Below are 16,570 nucleotides of genomic sequence, written 5' to 3' on the forward strand. Positions count from 1 at the left end.
TAAACCGTCAGGGTAAAACTATCCCACCAGTTCTCCGGCAATAAACGCTTGTGCCTCCCGCGAGACGGGCCTGTTGAAAAAGACGTCGGCGGGGGTGTGTTCGCACACTTTTCCGCCAGAAAGAAACAAGACATCTCCGGCAAGGCGTCTGGCCTGATGCAGATCGTGAGTGGTCATTACGATGCGCGTTCCACGCTGATGAAACTCGCGTACCGCAGCCTCCACGCCTTTAATGGCAGCGGGGTCGAGTGCTGAGGTGGGTTCATCCAGAAACAGCACCTGAGGAGAAAGAACCCAGGCGCGAGCCAGTGCCAGGCGCTGCTGCTCGCCGCCGGATAGCACGCGCGCGGGCGTGTTTGTGCAGGAGGTAAGCCCAAAATGCTCAAGCGCTTCGCAGGCGATCTGTGTACGTGTCTTGCGGGGGACATTGTTGACGGCCAACGCGTGAACGAGATTGGCCAGGGCCGAGCGACGCAACAGTACCGGTTGCTGGAACACCATTGCCTGGCGGGGGCGCCCCCCACGTGACCAGGCCACCTGTCCCTGAGTGGGTGAGAGCAAACCGTGCGCCAGCCGTAACAGAAGACTCTTGCCCGCCCCGTTGGGTCCCATCACCAGGGTAGGGCCGGTGCCGTCCAGGGTGAATGAGCAGGGTCCCAGTAGCGCCTTGCCCTGCTGGTTGAAGGCGACGCCATCAAAACGCAGCGTTGGTGGCGGGAGGAGGGCGGCCGAGGCAAGGAGCGGAACGTTGAATGACGTCATCCTATCCGTCTCCTTGTCAGTTCGCCCACCAAATAGGCGCCTGCGTTAATCAGCATGACCAGCGTCAGCAGCACAATCCCCAGTCCCAGTGCCAGTGGCAGGTTGCCTTTGCCGGTTTCCAGCACAATGGCGGTGGTCATGACCCGCGTGACCCCATCAATATTGCCGCCGACCATCATCACCGCGCCCACTTCGGCGCTGGCGCGGCCAAAACCGGCAAGCAGAACGGTCAATAGCGCAAAACGGGCATCCCACAGCAGAGTGGGCATCATGCGTGAGCGCGACATACCCAGTGACATGAATTGCTCGCGGTACTCACCCAGAAGCTCTTCCACCTTCTGACGCGAGAGCGCGGCAAGAATTGGCAATACCAGGACCACCTGGGCAATGACCATGGCTCCTGGTGTAAACAGGAACCCCCACTCACCCAGAGGGCCGGCTCGCGAGAGCAGCAAGTAGACGGCGAGCCCGGCCACCACCGGAGGCAGCCCCATCAAGGCGTTGAGGACGACAATCATGACGCCGCGCCCGGGGAATCGCCACAGTGCCACCGCCGCACCGAGGGGGAACCCCAGAACGGCCGCGATCAGTACCGCCATAAGCGACACCTGCAGCGAAAGCGCCACGATCTGAAAGAGCGAAGCGTCTAGGTTTAGCAGTAGCGACAGCGCCACGCAGAACGCATTATTTTCCACAGCTGCGTCTCCTTGTTATTGAGCATCGTGGAGTTTCTGACTACGCTTTGCACAGCCTGTTGAAAAATATGCAGCTAAAAACAGTTTAGTGCTTTTCCAGGCAGCAGGAGAGATTGATGACGCTTCCCGCATACCTCACCACGGCCGAAGCTGCCGAGTATCTGCGTCTGAAAGAGCGCAAAGTCTATGATCTGGTCAGCCAGGGCGTGATTCCCTGTGTGCGGGTGACGGGAAAGCTGTTGTTCCCACGCCAGCGTATTGATCTGTGGTTGATGAACCATCTGGAGGGTGACGACGCCGTCAGTTCGCCAACCCCGCCGGTCCTGGCGGGCAGCCAGGATCCACTGTTGGAGTGGGCGGTGAAGGAGAGCGGTGCAGAGCTGGCGCTGCTGTGTCAGGGGAGTGGCGAAGGCGTACAGCGATTGATCGCCGGGCGCGCAATGCTCGCCGGGATGCATATCTGGCACGCTGAAAGCCGGGGCTACAATGATCCTGTCACATTGGGGCTGAGCGGCATGCGCGACCTGGTGCTGATTCGCTGGGCGAAGCGCCAGCAGGGGCTCCTCTTAGCCGCCGATAACCCTCACCGACTTGCCCGCTTGGAGGATATCGCCCGCCCCGGCATACGTCTGGCGCATCGCCAGCCCGATGCCGGCGTCAGCCATTTGTTGCAGAGCTTGCTGGCACGCCACCGCCTCGATGCCAGACACCTCACGTGGGCAACGCATCCGTCGCTCAGCGAAGACGATCTCGCCTTGGCCATTCGCCAGGGCGAAGCGGATGTTGGCGTGGGAATCGAAGCGGCGGCGCGTCGTCAGGGACTGGCGTTTATTCCGCTGCAACAGGAGCATTTTGATCTGGCCATGCGCCGGCGCCACTACTTTGATCCGGCCATGCAGAGGTTGCTGGCGTTTGCCGGTAGCGAGCGATTTGTACAGCGCGCCGAGGCGTTGGGCGGTTACGACATCACGGAGCTGGGACATGTCGTCTATAACGCGTGAGCGTTGCCAATAATAACTCAATAAAAACAGGCCAATGAACCAGGAGCTCGCATGCCCTTAAACCCAAAAGATCCAGTGAAGGAGGTCAGCGGGGCGCTGGGTGACATCGGTACCCTGCTGCCACTGAGTCTTGGGGCGATCGGCGTGGCAGGGCTGGCACCGGTACCTGTACTGCTGGGGTTTGCCGTGTTCTACATTGCAACCGGGCTGTACTATCGGCTGCCGATACCGGTGCAACCGATGAAAGCGGTTGCTGCGTTGTTGCTGACCACCGAGGTGACTTCCCAAAGCCTGGTGGCAAGTGGTGTGCTGATCGGAGCAATACTGTTGTTGCTGGGCGCAACCGGATGGATTAACCGTGTGGCGCGTCTTGTGCCCGGCTCGGTATTGAGCGGCCTTCAACTGGGGCTGGGGTTGCTGTTGGCCAACATGAGCCTGGGGTTGATGGCCACGTCCTTGCCGTTGGGTGTGATCACCTTGGCGGTGTTGGCCATCACCCTCAAGGTGTTGCCGAACTGGCCAGCAGCGCTGATAGGGCTTGGTGTCGCGTTAGCGATCGGCGCGGTACTGGGGGCGCCGGGACTGACGCTGCCCGCAGCAGGTTCGGTTCCATTTGCACTACCTCAACTGCCAGGCATAAACGATTGGCAGCAGGCGATCTCCGTGCTGGTGTTACCTCAGTTGGCGCTTACGATCACCAACGCCGTCGTACTGACGGCCCTGGTGGTTGGGGATTACTTCGGCGAGCAATCGCACCGTGTGTCGCCAGGCCGCCTGTCCGTAACGACAGGTTTGGCAAACCTTTTTCTCGTTCCACTCGGGGCCTTGCCCATGTGTCATGGCGCCGGAGGCGTGGCCGCGCACCATCGTTTCGGTGCCCGGACCGGCATGGCCCCCGTTCTGCTGGGAACCGCTTTGCTCATGGTTGCTTTTCTGCCGGGCGGCTTTTCATTTATTGCCGCCATTCCGGTAGCCGGTCTAGGTGCCTTGTTGCTGGTAGCCGCCGTTGAGCTTGCCGTGTCCAGGCGTCTCTGGGCAGCCAAGCCGTCATGTTGGCCGGTCATTGCGATAACCGCACTGGTGACCGTCTGGGCCGATCCGCTTTTCGGGCTTTTAGCCGGCGTGGTTTCGGAGAGTGTTCGGGCAGTGTGGGTGCGAGGCAAGATGGAATCCGAAGGCCCCACGGACATTTAGGCGTCATGCCTTTGAAAATAATGGCTTGCCAAAGGCCGTTGAATCTCATGACTGGCTTCCATGAATGCGGCTTTGAATAACATTGACGAGTTGTTCTGTTGTCAGGCGGTTCTTCAGCAGAACGGCTTCAACGGTATTGTGCTTTTCTTTGCTGACGTCGTCGCCCGACAGTATGACGATTGCCGCATAAGGTTGCTCGTGTTGAATATCCGGGATCAGGTCCAACCCTGAGCCGTCCGGCAGGCCAACATCCAGCAACACTGCATCGTAAGCGTGCTGCCTTAACAGAGCTTTGGCGCTGGCAATGGTTCCCGCCCGTTCCATAATCAACCGATCGCTGACCATGGCTGAAATGACATTGTGCAAGTCCGCATCATCTTCAATGTGCAGTATTTTCGCGAGCCCGCCATCTGATAATTGATGTTGCACCAGATCAATCAGTTTCTGATGTTGAATGGGTTTGGGCAGCCAGGCGATATTGTTCGCCTCGCCATTAAGCTCAAGCCTTCCCTGCTTCACTTTCGCAGACACCACCACGATAGGTATGTGTGCCGTGTCAGCATGCTTTTTCAGCCGTCGGATAATGTCGAGTCCACCGATGTCCGGCAGTATCAGGTCCAGACTGATCAGGTCATAATCACCCTTGTTCAACGCTTCAAGGGCTTCCAGGCCAGTGTGGCAGACCGCCACCTGGTACCCGACCCCTCCCAGCATGATTTTCAGAAGTTCGGCTGCATCCGGGTCATCTTCCACGATCAATATTCGGGGTGACGCTTGAGCAGGTTGGCGTGCACCCGGATGAGTCGTTGTCGGTGTCTCCTGACCTGATTGCACTGCTGGAAGCGTAAAGAAAAAGCGAGTCCCTTTTCCTTCGGTAGTTTCAAAGCCAATGGTTCCGCCCATGCGTTTAATGAGTTCACGGGTTATGGCCAACCCCAGGCCTGTGCCGCCTTTCTGGCGCGTGTCGGAGCTGTCGGCCTGAGCAAATTTCTGAAACACCTTATGTTGGAAGCCCTCGGGAATACCTGGCCCCTGATCAACCACACTGACCGTGATGTCTGTATCAGTGCTGGTCGCTTCAATGCTGACTGTACCGCCGTCGGGAGAAAATTTGATGGCATTGGACAATAGGTTGGCCAGCACCTGCTTCAGTCGCTGTACATCGACCTTAACGCTGGTTTGGGCCAACTGGCGGGTTAGCGCCAGTTTTATGTTTCGCTCAGCTCCGTAGGTTCTGTTCTCCTCCACCGATTGCTCAAGTATTGGTATAACAGGCACTACCTGCATGTCGAAATGGACTTTACCCGCCGCAATTTTATCGGTATCCAGCAAATCGTTAATCAGATGCGCCAGCCGCTCGCTGTTACGGTGTGCGGTATTCAATAATTCCTGCGCCTTTTCGGGTATATCACCTAACCGTCCGCCCAGCACGAGTCCGATGGCGCCGCTTACCGAGGTAAGCGGCGTGCGCAATTCATGGCTTACCGTAGAAATAAACTCGGTCTTCATTTGCTCAAGGCGCTTATGCTCGGTGATGTCCTGAGCGATACCCAGAAAACCCGTAATATTGTCAACGTCGTCCCGGATAGGTGTGACCGTCAACATGACCGGAATCTGCTCCCCCAGTTTGTTTACATAGGACCATTCGCGGGTTTCTGAGCCCTCTTGCAGAGGGCGTTGTACGAATACATCAAAGCCTGAGACAGTATCGCCAGTTTCTTCATAGAGCTCTTGGGATCGTTCTTCAATCTCGGACGAGAGGTGAAACAGGGCCGGGCTGTGAGTCCCGACTATCGCGCTTGAATTGTATCCCAGAAGGTTTTCTGCCCCTTTATTGAATAGGGTGATTGTGCCGTCGGTATCGGTTGCGATAATTGCCATCTCTGTGGACGCTTCCAGTATGTTGCTCAACATCGCGGAAGTATTGGCCAGTTCTCGGGTACGAGCTTTGACTTCCTGCTCCAGATTGGCCCGTGCGCTGTCCAGTTCGGCGAACGTATGGGCAAGCGTATCGCTCATGTTTTTGAGTGAGGCAGACAAACTCGCATACTCATGCACCCTGCTGTCGGGGAGCTCGGATTGCCTTTGATGACGTATTTTGTCGTGCAGGTGCCTGCTGGCCTTGTCGAGTTGCGACAAGGGGAGAGTCAGGACGCGACTCAGGAAAAAGCTGGCCAGAATGCTCAGTAGCGTCATTCCCGCCAGAAACGCGAAGCTTTTATTGCGTTGAATTTCGATGGCCTGTATCAATGGTGCCGCAGGTATCTCAGCCATTAGCTCGGTACCATCGGGAAGCCCGGTGACAGGAAGCCGATATTGATATTGGCCGGCTTTCCAGCGGCTTACCAGACTGCCTTCGAAATCCGGCAGCCAGATGGCGAGGTTATCCGCGCCACCTAGCTGCTGCACCTTTCCTGGTGAAAAAGCGTTTACCTTTCCAGCCTGCGCAATGGGTTCACCCTGGCCATTCAGCAGTGCGATACCCGATACGTCATCGCTTTTCGAGTACCGCAATAATTCACTTTTAAGGACTGGCGAGGTATCGGGTTGTCGCTGGAGGGTTTCCTGTGCCGCGTTAAGCACTCGTTTCAATTGCTCGGCCAAAATCTGCTCCTGTTCGAATTTCTCGGCGGAGCTGCTGAGAATGACCGGAGTCGTGCCGGCGATAAGCGTCAGAATCAAAAGAGCGTGAAAAAGCAGCTCGTTTAACCGGATGTGAGTGGGTAACCAACTGACAGAGCCGTTCTGGAACCGCCAAACCATCACTTGAACCAGAATGCCTGCGACCAGAGCATTGAACAGGCCGTTCAGGGACTGCTTCAGTGCAATCATGGTGGCAGATGACGTATCTATGCCAATCACGCCTATATAAAGCAGTGGTACCAGGATTGGGCCTGCCACAAGCCAGAAAGCGAGGTCTGCCAGCACGAGGTTCTGCATGCCACGCCGATACAGCAGGCCAACAACGACCGCTTCGAGCGTAAACGTCAGCATGGCGTAGGGGTGACCCCAGAGCACCCAGGTATAGGCTCCGCCCGCCAGCGCAACCCATAGTGCGGGCCATAGCCCCAGCAGCTTCACCGCGACCATGACGGCGACAGAACCAAAGATGAAATGCACGCCAAAAAATAGCGGCAGGTTGAGCATATTGCCCGCAAAGGCCAGGAGAGCCAGGGCTAGTGTGGAAACGGCTTTTGATGAAAACGTCATGGTTCTACAGCCTGTCATTGGAAATAGAGTTCCTGTTTCTTTGCAGCTGAAACAAACGAGCCACCCATGAGTTGGGGCACCGATAAACGATCGGCCCAGTCATAGAATAGCTGCTCTGGCAAGAATCGACAGACTGCAAGGTAGATTTGCCGTTCAAGGTCGAAAGGGATCTGCCGTCGTAAAATCGTTGGTGGGAAGGGCTGGAACTCCGTGGTAACTCCCCGGTTTGTCATGCACCGGGGGCGGTCCACCATTATCAGTCTGCAACTGCTGCATAGACAACCAGCTCAACAAGCATCTCCTCTCGGGCAAGGCCGGCAATGACCAAGGCCGCACGGTTGGGATAGGGTTTTCCGAAATATTCCGCGTAGATTCCGTTAACAGCGGGCAGGTGCGCCCTGTCGGTAACGTAGATCATTACCTGTGTAACGTCCGTGAGGCTGGCGTTTGCACATTCTAGCGTGTGGCAGAGGTTGTTCATGGTCTGGCGGGTCTGTGCTTCGATACCGCCAGGGACCACCTGACCTTGATCATCGATAGGAATCTGGGCAGTGAATAATATGCCGTTCCCAATCGTTGCCCACTCAAGTGGGGACGTAGAAGCATGGAGCTCGGTTTTTACAGTTTTGATCATAGCGGTTCTTTCCTCTGATGGTCCTTCGTTAACGTTCATCACCTGCCAATCGCCGCTCAACGGCGCTGACCATATTGAATCCGATGTGCCGGATTGGCTCCGGCGGCATCCACCCGGGTTTACCCATGAGTCCGGTGACATCCATGCAAGGATGGCCGGCAGCCAGGTTGGCCAACTGGTGGCCAAGGAGAGTGCCCTTAAGGATGCCTACGCCGTTGCAGCCGATGGAGGCGAAGAGGCCTTTTCTGAGCTGTCCCCAGAGCGGGGCACCGTTCGCCGTCAGTGATGTGGTACCGCCCCACCATTTTTCCAGACCGTAGTTGCGAAGTTCAGGAAAACGGCTGAACAGGCTCTGTTCGAGGTAGCTTCGGGTGGAGTCATTGCCCTCGTGTTCATAGCCGTAGAAGCCGCGTATCAGGAGCCTGCCGTCGTCGGTGGTCCTCAACGTGGATCCCAATCGGTGGGCTGGTAGCAGCCCCCAATGGCCCTCTGGCGCGATAGATGCAAACAAATCGGCGGGAAGCGGGGGGCTGACTCCGGCATAGGTAAAGATCTTCACGCTGTAGGCATTTCCGACCCCTAAAGACGCCGCAAAAGCGTTATTGGCCAGGAATACCATGGGCGCCTGAAGAGCCCCCTCAGGGGTTGTTACCAGCCAGCCTGAAGAGGTTTTTGACAGGCGAACCGCCGGGCTCATCTCATAAAGCCTGATGGTAGGCGGAAGGCTCTGCGCCAGGTTTGAAATCAGCGTGTAGGGGTTGACCAGGCTGTTCCCGGGAAGGTTCAGCCCAGCTCGGTAATAGCGGCTGCCTGTTAGTGAGCGCATACGATCAGCGCTCATCCATTCGAAGGGCTGACCGCTTTTCTCCAGATATCGGGCTAACGCGGACAAATTTTTCATGCCCCTGTCAGTGGCAGCGCCTTTAAAAATTTGAGGTTTTGGTGTGTAGGCGCCCTGGTAGCCGGCCTCCCGCATTTCTTGCTGAGTGGTGTGGTACTGCCGATAAAGCATCCCCGCTGCCTCGGGGTTGGTAGCCGTGAACGCATGCTCAAGCACAAAACCCGAGTTGCGACCCGGAGAGCCCGCGCCAACGGTTTCCGCTTCCAGGACTCTGATGTCGCTGTCTGGCAGCAAGGTCGCCAGCTGTCGCGCGATGCCGATACCGGTATAGCCAGCGCCGATAATGATTGCATCGCAAGTCTGGACGTCCGTGAGGCGAGGGTGAGTCGGGTATAGGTCGGATGCCTCAGTCCAACCACAGGCGCGTTGATAGTCGGGATACGGAGGGCCGCTTTTACTCATCGTGACTTTGCTCTCTTATCGGATGGGTTCCATCGGGGTGAAACGGTTGTGACTGATAGCCCTGGTACTGGGCAGAAAAGCTCTTTCCACTTTCCCCATCTCCTGGTGTTACCGGTTTATCGCGAAGTGAGAAAGGACTTCGATTTCATATAAAATACAAATATAAATAATAATTTTAAATATGAATATAATGTTGGCTAAAAGTATTCCAAAACCAGTTTTTGTGTGCTTATATGATCATATATTGAATTTATGAGAGAAAACATAGTGACTTTCAAACCAGCCTCAAAGTGGTACGGCAGGGTGGATACTGAAGAGGGCCCTGATGCGGTCCGATGGCACCAGAAGGTACTGTCGGCACCAACAGGTTGCCCCGGCTCAACTGTCGGCATGCTTGGATTTGCCTGCGATGAAGGCGTCCGGAGAAACAAGGGACGCCTGGGTGCAGTCGCCGGGCCTTCCGCGTTGCGCAGTCAGTTGGCTAATCTGGCATGGCATGGTGAGGGCGATCTGTCAGTGACGGATTTCGGCACTGTTGAAGTCGAAGGCGATGCACTTGAGCAGGCTCAGGATGAACTGGCTTCGAGAGTTGCAGCGGCTCTGCCTTCCGTTAGCCGCCTGTTGGTTATGGGCGGAGGGCATGAGACGGCCTGGGGCAGTTTTTCGGGGTTGGCACGGTTGTTCGACCCGACTCAAACCCGGATAGGCATCGTTAATCTCGATGCACACTTTGATTTGCGCGTGGCAGGTGAGCAGGGGCCTTCCTCTGGTACCCCGTTTGCGCAAATTGCCGAACGCTACGGACGGGAAGCGTTTCACTATTGCTGTCTCGGGCTTGCGAGGAGTAGTAACACTTATTCGCTTTTCAAGCGCGCACGTGCATTGGGTGTCAGTTATCGGGAAGACCAGGATATGCGTGTGTCCGATATCCCCGACGTGCTAAATCAGCTCCGAGAGTTTTGTCAGGGACTGGATATGATCTACCTGACCATCGATCTGGATGTGCTGCCCCACTATCAGGCACCTGGCGTCAGTGCACCGGCGGCGAGGGGCGTTGAATTGGAAGTGGTGCAAGCTGTGATTGACGAGCTGACGCATATTGCCGGGTCGCTGCCTCAGGGCATGCCGCTGGTGGAAATTTCCGAGTTGAACCCTGAATTTGATCAATCTGGTGTGACCGCTAAAACGGCTGCGCTGCTAGCGGACACCTTGTTGTGTTCCAACCGCCGTCTGTGAGGCGGCACCCATAAGCTAAAACAGAAAAGGAAGGTACAACAATGATAAAACTGAAGACGATTCTTATGTCTGCTGTCTTGGGGGTTGGCCTGGCCGCTGGTGCCACTCAAGCACAGGAACGGGTGTTTTTCGGTATTGCGACAGGCGGTACCGGTGGCACTTACTACCCGCTCGGTGGGATGCTGGCGCAGGTCATCTCCAACAACGCAGATCTGGAAGGCAAGAAGTTGTCGGCAACGGCTGAAACCGGTAACGCGTCGGTCGCCAATGCAGGCTTGCTCGGACGTGGTGATATCGAGTCTGCATTCGTCGCAGCTGATATCCTCGATTCCGCCTACCAAGGCAAGAATCAGTTCGAGGGTAAGGCTCAGAAAAAACTGCGCGCCTTGGGTGCTCTCTACCCTGAAGCGGTTCAATTAGTCGCTCAGCCTGAGTTTAGTACCTTCAGCGACCTGAAAGGCCAATCCATTAGCTCCGGTTCTCCCGGCTCCGGCCAGTGGCAACTGTTGGGGGACCTTCTGGAAGCTCATGACATGAGCCGTGACGACGTAAAAGAGGATTACTCTTCTTTCTCCCAATCTGCAGAGAAGATCAAGGACGGCAATCTGGGTGCTTCGTTGATTACGGCTGGTGCCCCAACCTCTTCCATTCTTGAACTGGCTAACGGCCATGACATCAGCATTATCCCGTTGACCGGTGAGCCTATTAAGAAGCTGCAGGAAACTCAGCCATATTACACTTCCATAGTTCTGCCCGGTGGCACTTACAACGGTGTAGATGAGGATGTTGAAACTATTGCTGTACGGGCGATCTGGGCAACCCACGAAGATCTACCGGAAGATATTGCATACGCTGTTACCAAGGCACTGTACGAAAACACCGAAACCCTGGGCAAGGTTCATGTAAAGGGTAAGGAAATTTCGGCTGAAACGGCTCTGCAATCGGTTTCCATTCCATTGCACCCTGGTGCGGAAAGGTACTTCCGTGAAAAGGGCATCATTGAATAAGTCGGTTCTGCCGGTTCTGCTGGTTGGGGCTCTTGCCCTGGCCGGCAATCTCCGGGCAGCTGGCGTTGAGATCAGTCAGTATCGGGAAGGCAGGTTGCTCACCTGTGTTCCCTTGGTTGATCGGACGTTTGAGCTTTCGTTCGTTCACTCCGTGTCGTTGACGCCTGTCACGGATTACTACCGGCTGATTGAATCTCCGGCCGGCGATTTGAAGATTAACCAGACGGCGGAAGTGTTCCTTGCCCATGGGCAAGGGTTGCCCTCGCTGGTGGATGAGCCGGATGCCACGTCGTTTGAGCTCCGTAATGGCCAGTTCATCCTGGAGATGGATCGCGATATTGGTCGTCTGATCGTTCGCACCGATAAGCGCTTCAAAAACAGGCTACACACTGGCAACAGCGTCATCAATCTGAACCAATGGCCGGACAGCGGGCTGATGATTGCTCCGGTCTCCAACTGCCAACAATAACGCAGAGTTAACGGGTATGAGCAATTCGCACAGCCAAGCTGCTAACCGTTCGTCCTCCGGTGAGCCTGAAATGCATCAGGCTGATCTGGACAGTTTGATTAAAAAGTTTGATAACGAGTCAAATTTTCGGGACCTGAAAGGGCCCCTCAAGACACTGGTGACCATTACCTGTGTCGTTCTGAGTATCTTTCATATTTATACGGCCGGGTTCGGTCTTCTTAACGAGATTACCCATCGCAGCGTACACATGGCCTTCATCATGGGCCTGCTGTTCCTTGTGTTTCCCCGGCGGCCGCCAAAACACTTCAAGACCAATATGGTGTTGAGCCTTGCTTACGGGGCTTTCTACCTGCTGGTTGCCCACCAGTTGGTACAGGCGCTGGCCGGTGATATTCCAGCCTGGTGGGGTTGGCTGATCTACGGCTTTGCCGGGCTTTTGGCATTGTCAGCGCTGCCGGTAGCTGCTTTGGGTGGCCGGAACACGCCCAGTTGGATCGACTGGCCGCTGATGCTGGCTGGTGCTGGTTTCTCAGCCTATTTGGTCATTTTTTTCGAAGATATCTTCATCATCAATGTTGGCTTCCCGAAAGCGTTCGACTACCTGATGGGTGGCATCGCCGTGATGCTGGTGGTTGAAGGTGCCCGCCGGACAATGGGGGAGTCGCTTTCCATTATCGGGGTTCTGGCGCTGCTGTATGCCATGTTCGGCCCTTACCTGCCGGGCGTAATGGCGCACCGGGGTTACGATATTATTCGCCTCGTGGAGCACTTGTATCTGGGCACCGAGGGCATTTATGGCATCGCCATCGGAGTTGTGGCCACCTACGTGTACCACTTCGTACTCTTTGGCGTACTGGCCCAGGCCTCGGGGCTTGGTCAGTTGTTTATCGAGCTGGCGACCTTGGTTGCCGGCCGCTATTCCGGTGGTCCGGCCAAGGTATCTGTGGTTTCTTCGGGCTTCTTTGGGATGATTTCCGGTTCGCCGGTGGCCAACACCGTCACCACCGGAGCCTTCACCATCCCGATGATGAAGAAGTATGGCTTCAGCGGTCGTTTTGCTGCAGCAACCGAGGCAGCTTCCTCCTGCGGCGGGCAGGTTACACCGCCGATCATGGGGGCTTCTGCGTTTGTCATGGCGGAAATGCTCGGTGTTCCCTATAACGAGCTGATTCTGATTGCGATCATTCCGGCCGCGTTCCACTATCTGGCCACCTTATGCATGGTGCATTTCGAGGCCCGCCGCCTGAACCTGAAGGGTATGCCGGCTGACCAGATCCCCCGCTTTGGCGCGGTGCTGGCAAAGCACTGGCACCAGGTGATTCCGTTGGTGGTGATGGTGACGCTACTGCTTATGCAGTTCACCCCGTTTCTGGCGGCTTTCTGGGGCATCATCCTGACTATTGTCTGTTCCTATATTCCCGTCGTACTTCGGCCTCTGGGGTTCTTGAAACTGGACCATGAAAGCGTGCTTACGCCACGCAGGCTGGTCGAAAGTCTTGAGGAGGGGGCCAAGCAGTCCATTGCCATTACCGCGGCCTGCGCCTGTGTGGGTTTCCTGTTAGGTGTGACCACTCTGACCGGGCTTGGCTTCAAGTTCTCTGGTGCTATTGTCGGGCTGGCCCATGAATTCGGCGGTACTCTCGCAGCCTTCATACCCTTTGACCTGGTGACCGAAAACAGCCTGACGCTTTTCATTGCGCTGTTGCTGGTGGCCCTTGCCTGTATTCTGATGGGCGCGGGGATCCCAACCACGCCGACCTATATTATCCTTGCCTCCATTGTCGCTCCGGCCCTGGATGAGTTTGGTATTGCTCTGCTTGCATCCCACTTCTTTATCTTCTACTACGGCGTGTTGGCCGATGTGACGCCGCCGGTCGCCTTGGCGGCGTATGCGGGAGCGGGGATTTCCGGGTCTGATCCCATGAAAACGGGGGTTACCGCTTTCCGACTTTCCATGGGTAAGGCGCTGGTGCCACTTATGTTCATCTATGCGCCGAGCCTGCTATTTCTCGATTTCACCTGGTTGGAGTTCTCTATTGCCATGGTCAGTGGCATCCTGTGTATCGTAGCGCTGTCGGCTGCCTATATCGGGTTTTTCAGTGCGCCACTCTCGAAAGTTGAGAAAACCTTGTTGAGCCTTGCCGGGCTGTCTCTGGTCGCTCACAATCCCTGGCTGCTAGTGATTTCCGGCGCGCTGGTGCTCACGATTCTTGGTAGAAACTATAGAGTTGGAAACCGGCAACTGACGGCGCAAACGGGATAGGGGGAAACCATTTGAGTGAAAAGGACTATACAGTTCCGGCCCTGCAGAAGGGCCTGCGCATCCTGGAAATGTTTGATAGCAATTGTCGGGCACTGAGCCAAGTGGAGATGGCGCAACGTCTCGGGGTCAGCGCGAGTTCGATATACAGGATCGTGCAGACGCTGACGTCCATGGGTTACCTGAGTAAGATCGGGACCAACACCTATGCCCTTGGCACTCAAGTAGTGTCGCGTGGTTTCAGCTACCTCGCCAGTCGTGAGATTGTCGAGGTGGCGGCCCCGTTCATCACGAGGCTTCGGGATAGCACTTCGCTGTCCAGCCATGTTGGAGTCCGTGATGGCGCTGAGGTGCTCTATGTGTTCCGTGCGCTGGCATTGCAGAGGGTTTCTGTGAATGTCCCTGTGGGTACTCGTTTCCCGCTGCATACTACCGCCATGGGTAGGGCGCTTTTGCTGGGAACGACGTCGGCAGAGTTGCAAACCCAGTTACAGGGCCAGCGCCTGGATGGTTATCCCAAGCCAGCGCCACAAACGATGCCTGAGCTGATTGCACTGTGTGAAAAAGAGCGTGCTCAGGGGTGGACCCGTCATTACTCTGACCACTCTACGGCGCTGGCGGTGCCTATTCGAAACTTTACCGGACAGGTAATTGCTGCCATCAACATTTCAGGGCCAGACCCTATCATGAACGCCGAAGGCGTTACGGAGACATTGCTCTCGGAGCTTAAGCAAACGGCAAGCGATATTATGCGCCAGGTAGGCGGAATTTAGTTTCCTGCTTTATGCGGAGTCTGTTCGGGGTTCGCCCCGCCTCCGCTTTGCTAGGGCCCGCCCCTCAGGATTCGAACCTTAGCCTCACGCTGTCTCTGTGATTTCAAAGGCTATCAATAATGCTTTGACGGCGTCTCGACCTTGAGCCTGAATTGTTCTCAGTCCGCTCAAATAGTGCTGCCAATAGGCTAGGTTGAGATAAGGCAAAAATTTCAACTCTACTTTTGGGGTGAATGAGTGTGCCGTATTTAAACAAAAGCGAACATTAGCGGCGCCCCAAATTTCTTACTTCTAATCCACTTCGAACGGTAAAACCAGCCCGTTAAAAGTCTGGTAACCGATCAAACGGGCTCACCGTTCCAGCTCGTCGATCACCAATAATGTGGGTATAAATTTCTGTCGTCCGGATGTCGCTATGCCCGAGAATTTCCTGAACCGTCCTGATATCGCTCCCGGATCTCAATAACTCTGTTGCAAAGGCATGCCGAAACGTATGCGCGGTCACCCGCTTGGAAGTGCCGCTTGCGAGAACAGCCTGCCTCAATTGCCGTGAGTACGATGAATGATGAAGATGGTGGCGGCACACATAACCAGCGATGGGATGAACGCACCTTGTTGCGGATGGGAACAGGTACTGCCAACCAAAGTCCTTCATGGCCGGCCCATACTTCTTGTGAAGAGATGCCGGGACTGATGTACGTCCGAATCCCTCAGCCAGGTCGGACTCATGCACTGCCCTGACACGAGCGAATTGCCGCTCCATGTGTTCTCTCAGATTGTCTGGAATCAGTGTGTATCGATCCTTTCGTCCCTTACCGTTGAATACGAGCAAGTTGCGGCTTTTGAGGTCGATGTCTTTCACGCGAAGCGATAGAGCTTCGTTGATTCTCAAACCGCACCCATAAAGAATCGCGGTAATGAGCCAATACTCCGCTTCCAGGTTGCGGAGAATAGAAGCGACTTCGTCGGGGCTCAGAACGGTCGGCATTCGGCGGGGTGTTTTTGTCATCTTGTACTGTAGGTTCTCAATCTCCCGTTTCAGCACATGCTTGTAGACGAAAATGATCGCGCACAGCGCCTGATTTTGAGTGCCCGGACTGACTCCCCGATTGACGGCGAGGTGATTCAGGAAGCGCTCGATTTCGTGATTACCCATGACTTCTGGGTGCTTCTTGTCATTGAAAAGGATGAACTGACGGACCCAGTAGAGATAGGACTTCTCGGTTCGGTAACTGTACTGCTTGGTCCTGATCTCTGTGCGGACCGATTGCAAAAACGGTGATTTCGACATTGCCGCCCTCTTTGGTCAAATAACTGTATATACATACAGTTATAATGAAAGTCCTTCTATAACGCCAAAATTCTTGCGGTTTAATTTGCGCGGTTCTGCACGTTTTTCACAAAGAGCCTCTGTAGTTGACTGTTTCAAGGAGGAAATTTCCGGCCTTCCGTGTTTAACTTGCACAAACGTGCACGGATAACCCGAGTGCAAACTTTTCACAATACCGGCAGCGCGATTGCGGCCGCTGACCCAGAGATAAAGCTTTGAAAAGTCGTTGTAATTGAGGATGTGAATCAGGTTTGGACGGGAATGTGGCGTTGGGGTTTAATAAGAATGCAAACTAATAAGCTGTTAAATGTCACTACAGGCTATGAGTAAGGGATTCGAAGTCAGAGATAACGCCAGTGGGAGGGTAACTATTTCGACCTTCTCATTTTGGCGTTCATGGAAAGTCAGCCTGTTACTCATGCTCCGCTATGGCTTCTATCGCTGGGGGCCGTATGTCCCTCCGATAACGGATGAGGCTGTGCATCCACGCTTTCATCGGGGTAGGTTGGTTATCGAATCTGGTTGGGACAATTGGTTTGGTTATGATTGGTCTGCAGCCAACCGAGAAACTGACGATTTTCTGTTAGATTTCTATGAGAAGCATTGCCGAGGGAAGTGACAATTTAACAAGGCAATTAAATTCGTTCCGGCCTTCGGCCTCCACCGGACGCCCTTGTCAGGGCGCCGTTTATTGCT

General features: G+C 55.3%; 13 protein-coding genes. 7 read left to right on the top strand and 6 right to left on the bottom strand.

Annotated elements, in window-relative coordinates; translation table 11 throughout:
• Positions 1 to 18: 18 nt before the first annotated feature.
• Both ACTRWH_RS05605 and ACTRWH_RS05610 read right to left on the bottom strand, forming a co-directional pair.
• Positions 19 to 762, bottom strand: coding sequence for an ABC transporter ATP-binding protein (locus tag ACTRWH_RS05605; protein WP_085681739.1), 744 nt, complete (start codon positions 760 to 762; stop codon positions 19 to 21).
• A complete protein-coding gene (locus tag ACTRWH_RS05610) occupies positions 759 to 1,457 on the bottom strand; it encodes an ABC transporter permease (RefSeq protein ID WP_036202883.1) in 699 nt (232 codons plus the stop codon). Before ACTRWH_RS05610 ends, ACTRWH_RS05605 begins: the two co-directional genes overlap by 4 nt.
• 116 nt (positions 1,458 to 1,573) lie before the next feature.
• Between ACTRWH_RS05610 and ACTRWH_RS05615 the strand changes: the two genes are divergently transcribed.
• Both ACTRWH_RS05615 and ACTRWH_RS05620 read left to right on the top strand, forming a co-directional pair.
• On the top strand, positions 1,574 to 2,458 hold the full coding sequence (locus ACTRWH_RS05615) for a substrate-binding domain-containing protein (protein WP_462826063.1): 885 nt from the start codon (positions 1,574 to 1,576) through the stop codon (positions 2,456 to 2,458).
• A gap of 51 nt (positions 2,459 to 2,509) precedes the next feature.
• Positions 2,510 to 3,652, top strand: a complete 1,143-nt coding sequence (locus ACTRWH_RS05620; RefSeq protein WP_085681738.1) for a putative sulfate/molybdate transporter — start codon at positions 2,510 to 2,512, stop codon at positions 3,650 to 3,652.
• A gap of 45 nt (positions 3,653 to 3,697) precedes the next feature.
• Here the strand turns inward: ACTRWH_RS05620 and ACTRWH_RS05625 are convergent, their stop codons facing one another.
• The 3 genes from ACTRWH_RS05625 to ACTRWH_RS05635 all read right to left on the bottom strand — a co-directional run bounded on the left by ACTRWH_RS05625 (position 3,698) and on the right by ACTRWH_RS05635 (position 8,799).
• Complete coding sequence (locus tag ACTRWH_RS05625) at positions 3,698 to 6,880, bottom strand: ATP-binding protein (protein WP_462826064.1); 3,183 nt, start codon at positions 6,878 to 6,880, stop codon at positions 3,698 to 3,700.
• Between the two features lie 238 nt (positions 6,881 to 7,118).
• Entirely contained in the window at positions 7,119 to 7,496 is a 378-nt protein-coding gene (locus ACTRWH_RS05630) for a RidA family protein (protein ID WP_085681736.1), read from the bottom strand.
• A gap of 28 nt (positions 7,497 to 7,524) precedes the next feature.
• Positions 7,525 to 8,799 carry an NAD(P)/FAD-dependent oxidoreductase gene (locus tag ACTRWH_RS05635; protein ID WP_085681735.1) on the bottom strand — a complete coding sequence of 425 codons (1,275 nt, stop codon included), beginning with the start codon at positions 8,797 to 8,799 and terminating at the stop codon, positions 7,525 to 7,527.
• Between the two features lie 267 nt (positions 8,800 to 9,066).
• On the opposite strand from ACTRWH_RS05635, the gene hutG reads away from it, so the two are divergent.
• The 5 genes from hutG to ACTRWH_RS05660 are packed head-to-tail and all read left to right on the top strand — an operon-like array spanning position 9,067 to position 14,544.
• Entirely contained in the window at positions 9,067 to 10,035 is a 969-nt protein-coding gene (gene hutG, locus ACTRWH_RS05640) for a formimidoylglutamase (protein WP_198324872.1), read from the top strand.
• A 41-nt stretch (positions 10,036 to 10,076) separates the two neighbouring features.
• On the top strand, positions 10,077 to 11,042 hold the full coding sequence (locus tag ACTRWH_RS05645) for a TAXI family TRAP transporter solute-binding subunit (RefSeq protein ID WP_085681733.1): 966 nt from the start codon (positions 10,077 to 10,079) through the stop codon (positions 11,040 to 11,042).
• Positions 11,035 to 11,511 carry a DUF1850 domain-containing protein gene (locus ACTRWH_RS05650; protein ID WP_169052459.1) on the top strand — a complete coding sequence of 159 codons (477 nt, stop codon included), beginning with the start codon at positions 11,035 to 11,037 and terminating at the stop codon, positions 11,509 to 11,511. Before ACTRWH_RS05645 ends, ACTRWH_RS05650 begins: the two co-directional genes overlap by 8 nt.
• A 16-nt stretch (positions 11,512 to 11,527) precedes the next feature.
• Positions 11,528 to 13,774: a TRAP transporter permease gene (locus ACTRWH_RS05655; RefSeq protein WP_199480614.1), complete on the top strand. Its 2,247-nt coding sequence runs from the start codon at positions 11,528 to 11,530 to the stop codon at positions 13,772 to 13,774.
• Positions 13,775 to 13,785: 11 nt separating this feature from the next.
• The gene (locus tag ACTRWH_RS05660; protein ID WP_085681730.1) at positions 13,786 to 14,544 is read left to right on the top strand and encodes an IclR family transcriptional regulator; all 759 of its coding nucleotides are present in this window, start codon (positions 13,786 to 13,788) and stop codon (positions 14,542 to 14,544) included.
• 322 nt (positions 14,545 to 14,866) lie between these two features.
• Here ACTRWH_RS05660 and ACTRWH_RS05665 read toward each other — a convergent pair whose 3' ends face one another.
• Positions 14,867 to 15,835 (bottom strand): integron integrase, encoded by a 969-nt coding sequence (locus tag ACTRWH_RS05665; protein ID WP_085681729.1) that lies wholly within the window; start codon positions 15,833 to 15,835, stop codon positions 14,867 to 14,869.
• Positions 15,836 to 16,570: the final 735 nt, after the last annotated feature.

The organism is Marinobacter sp. G5_S1_61_S3, assembly GCF_054968585.1.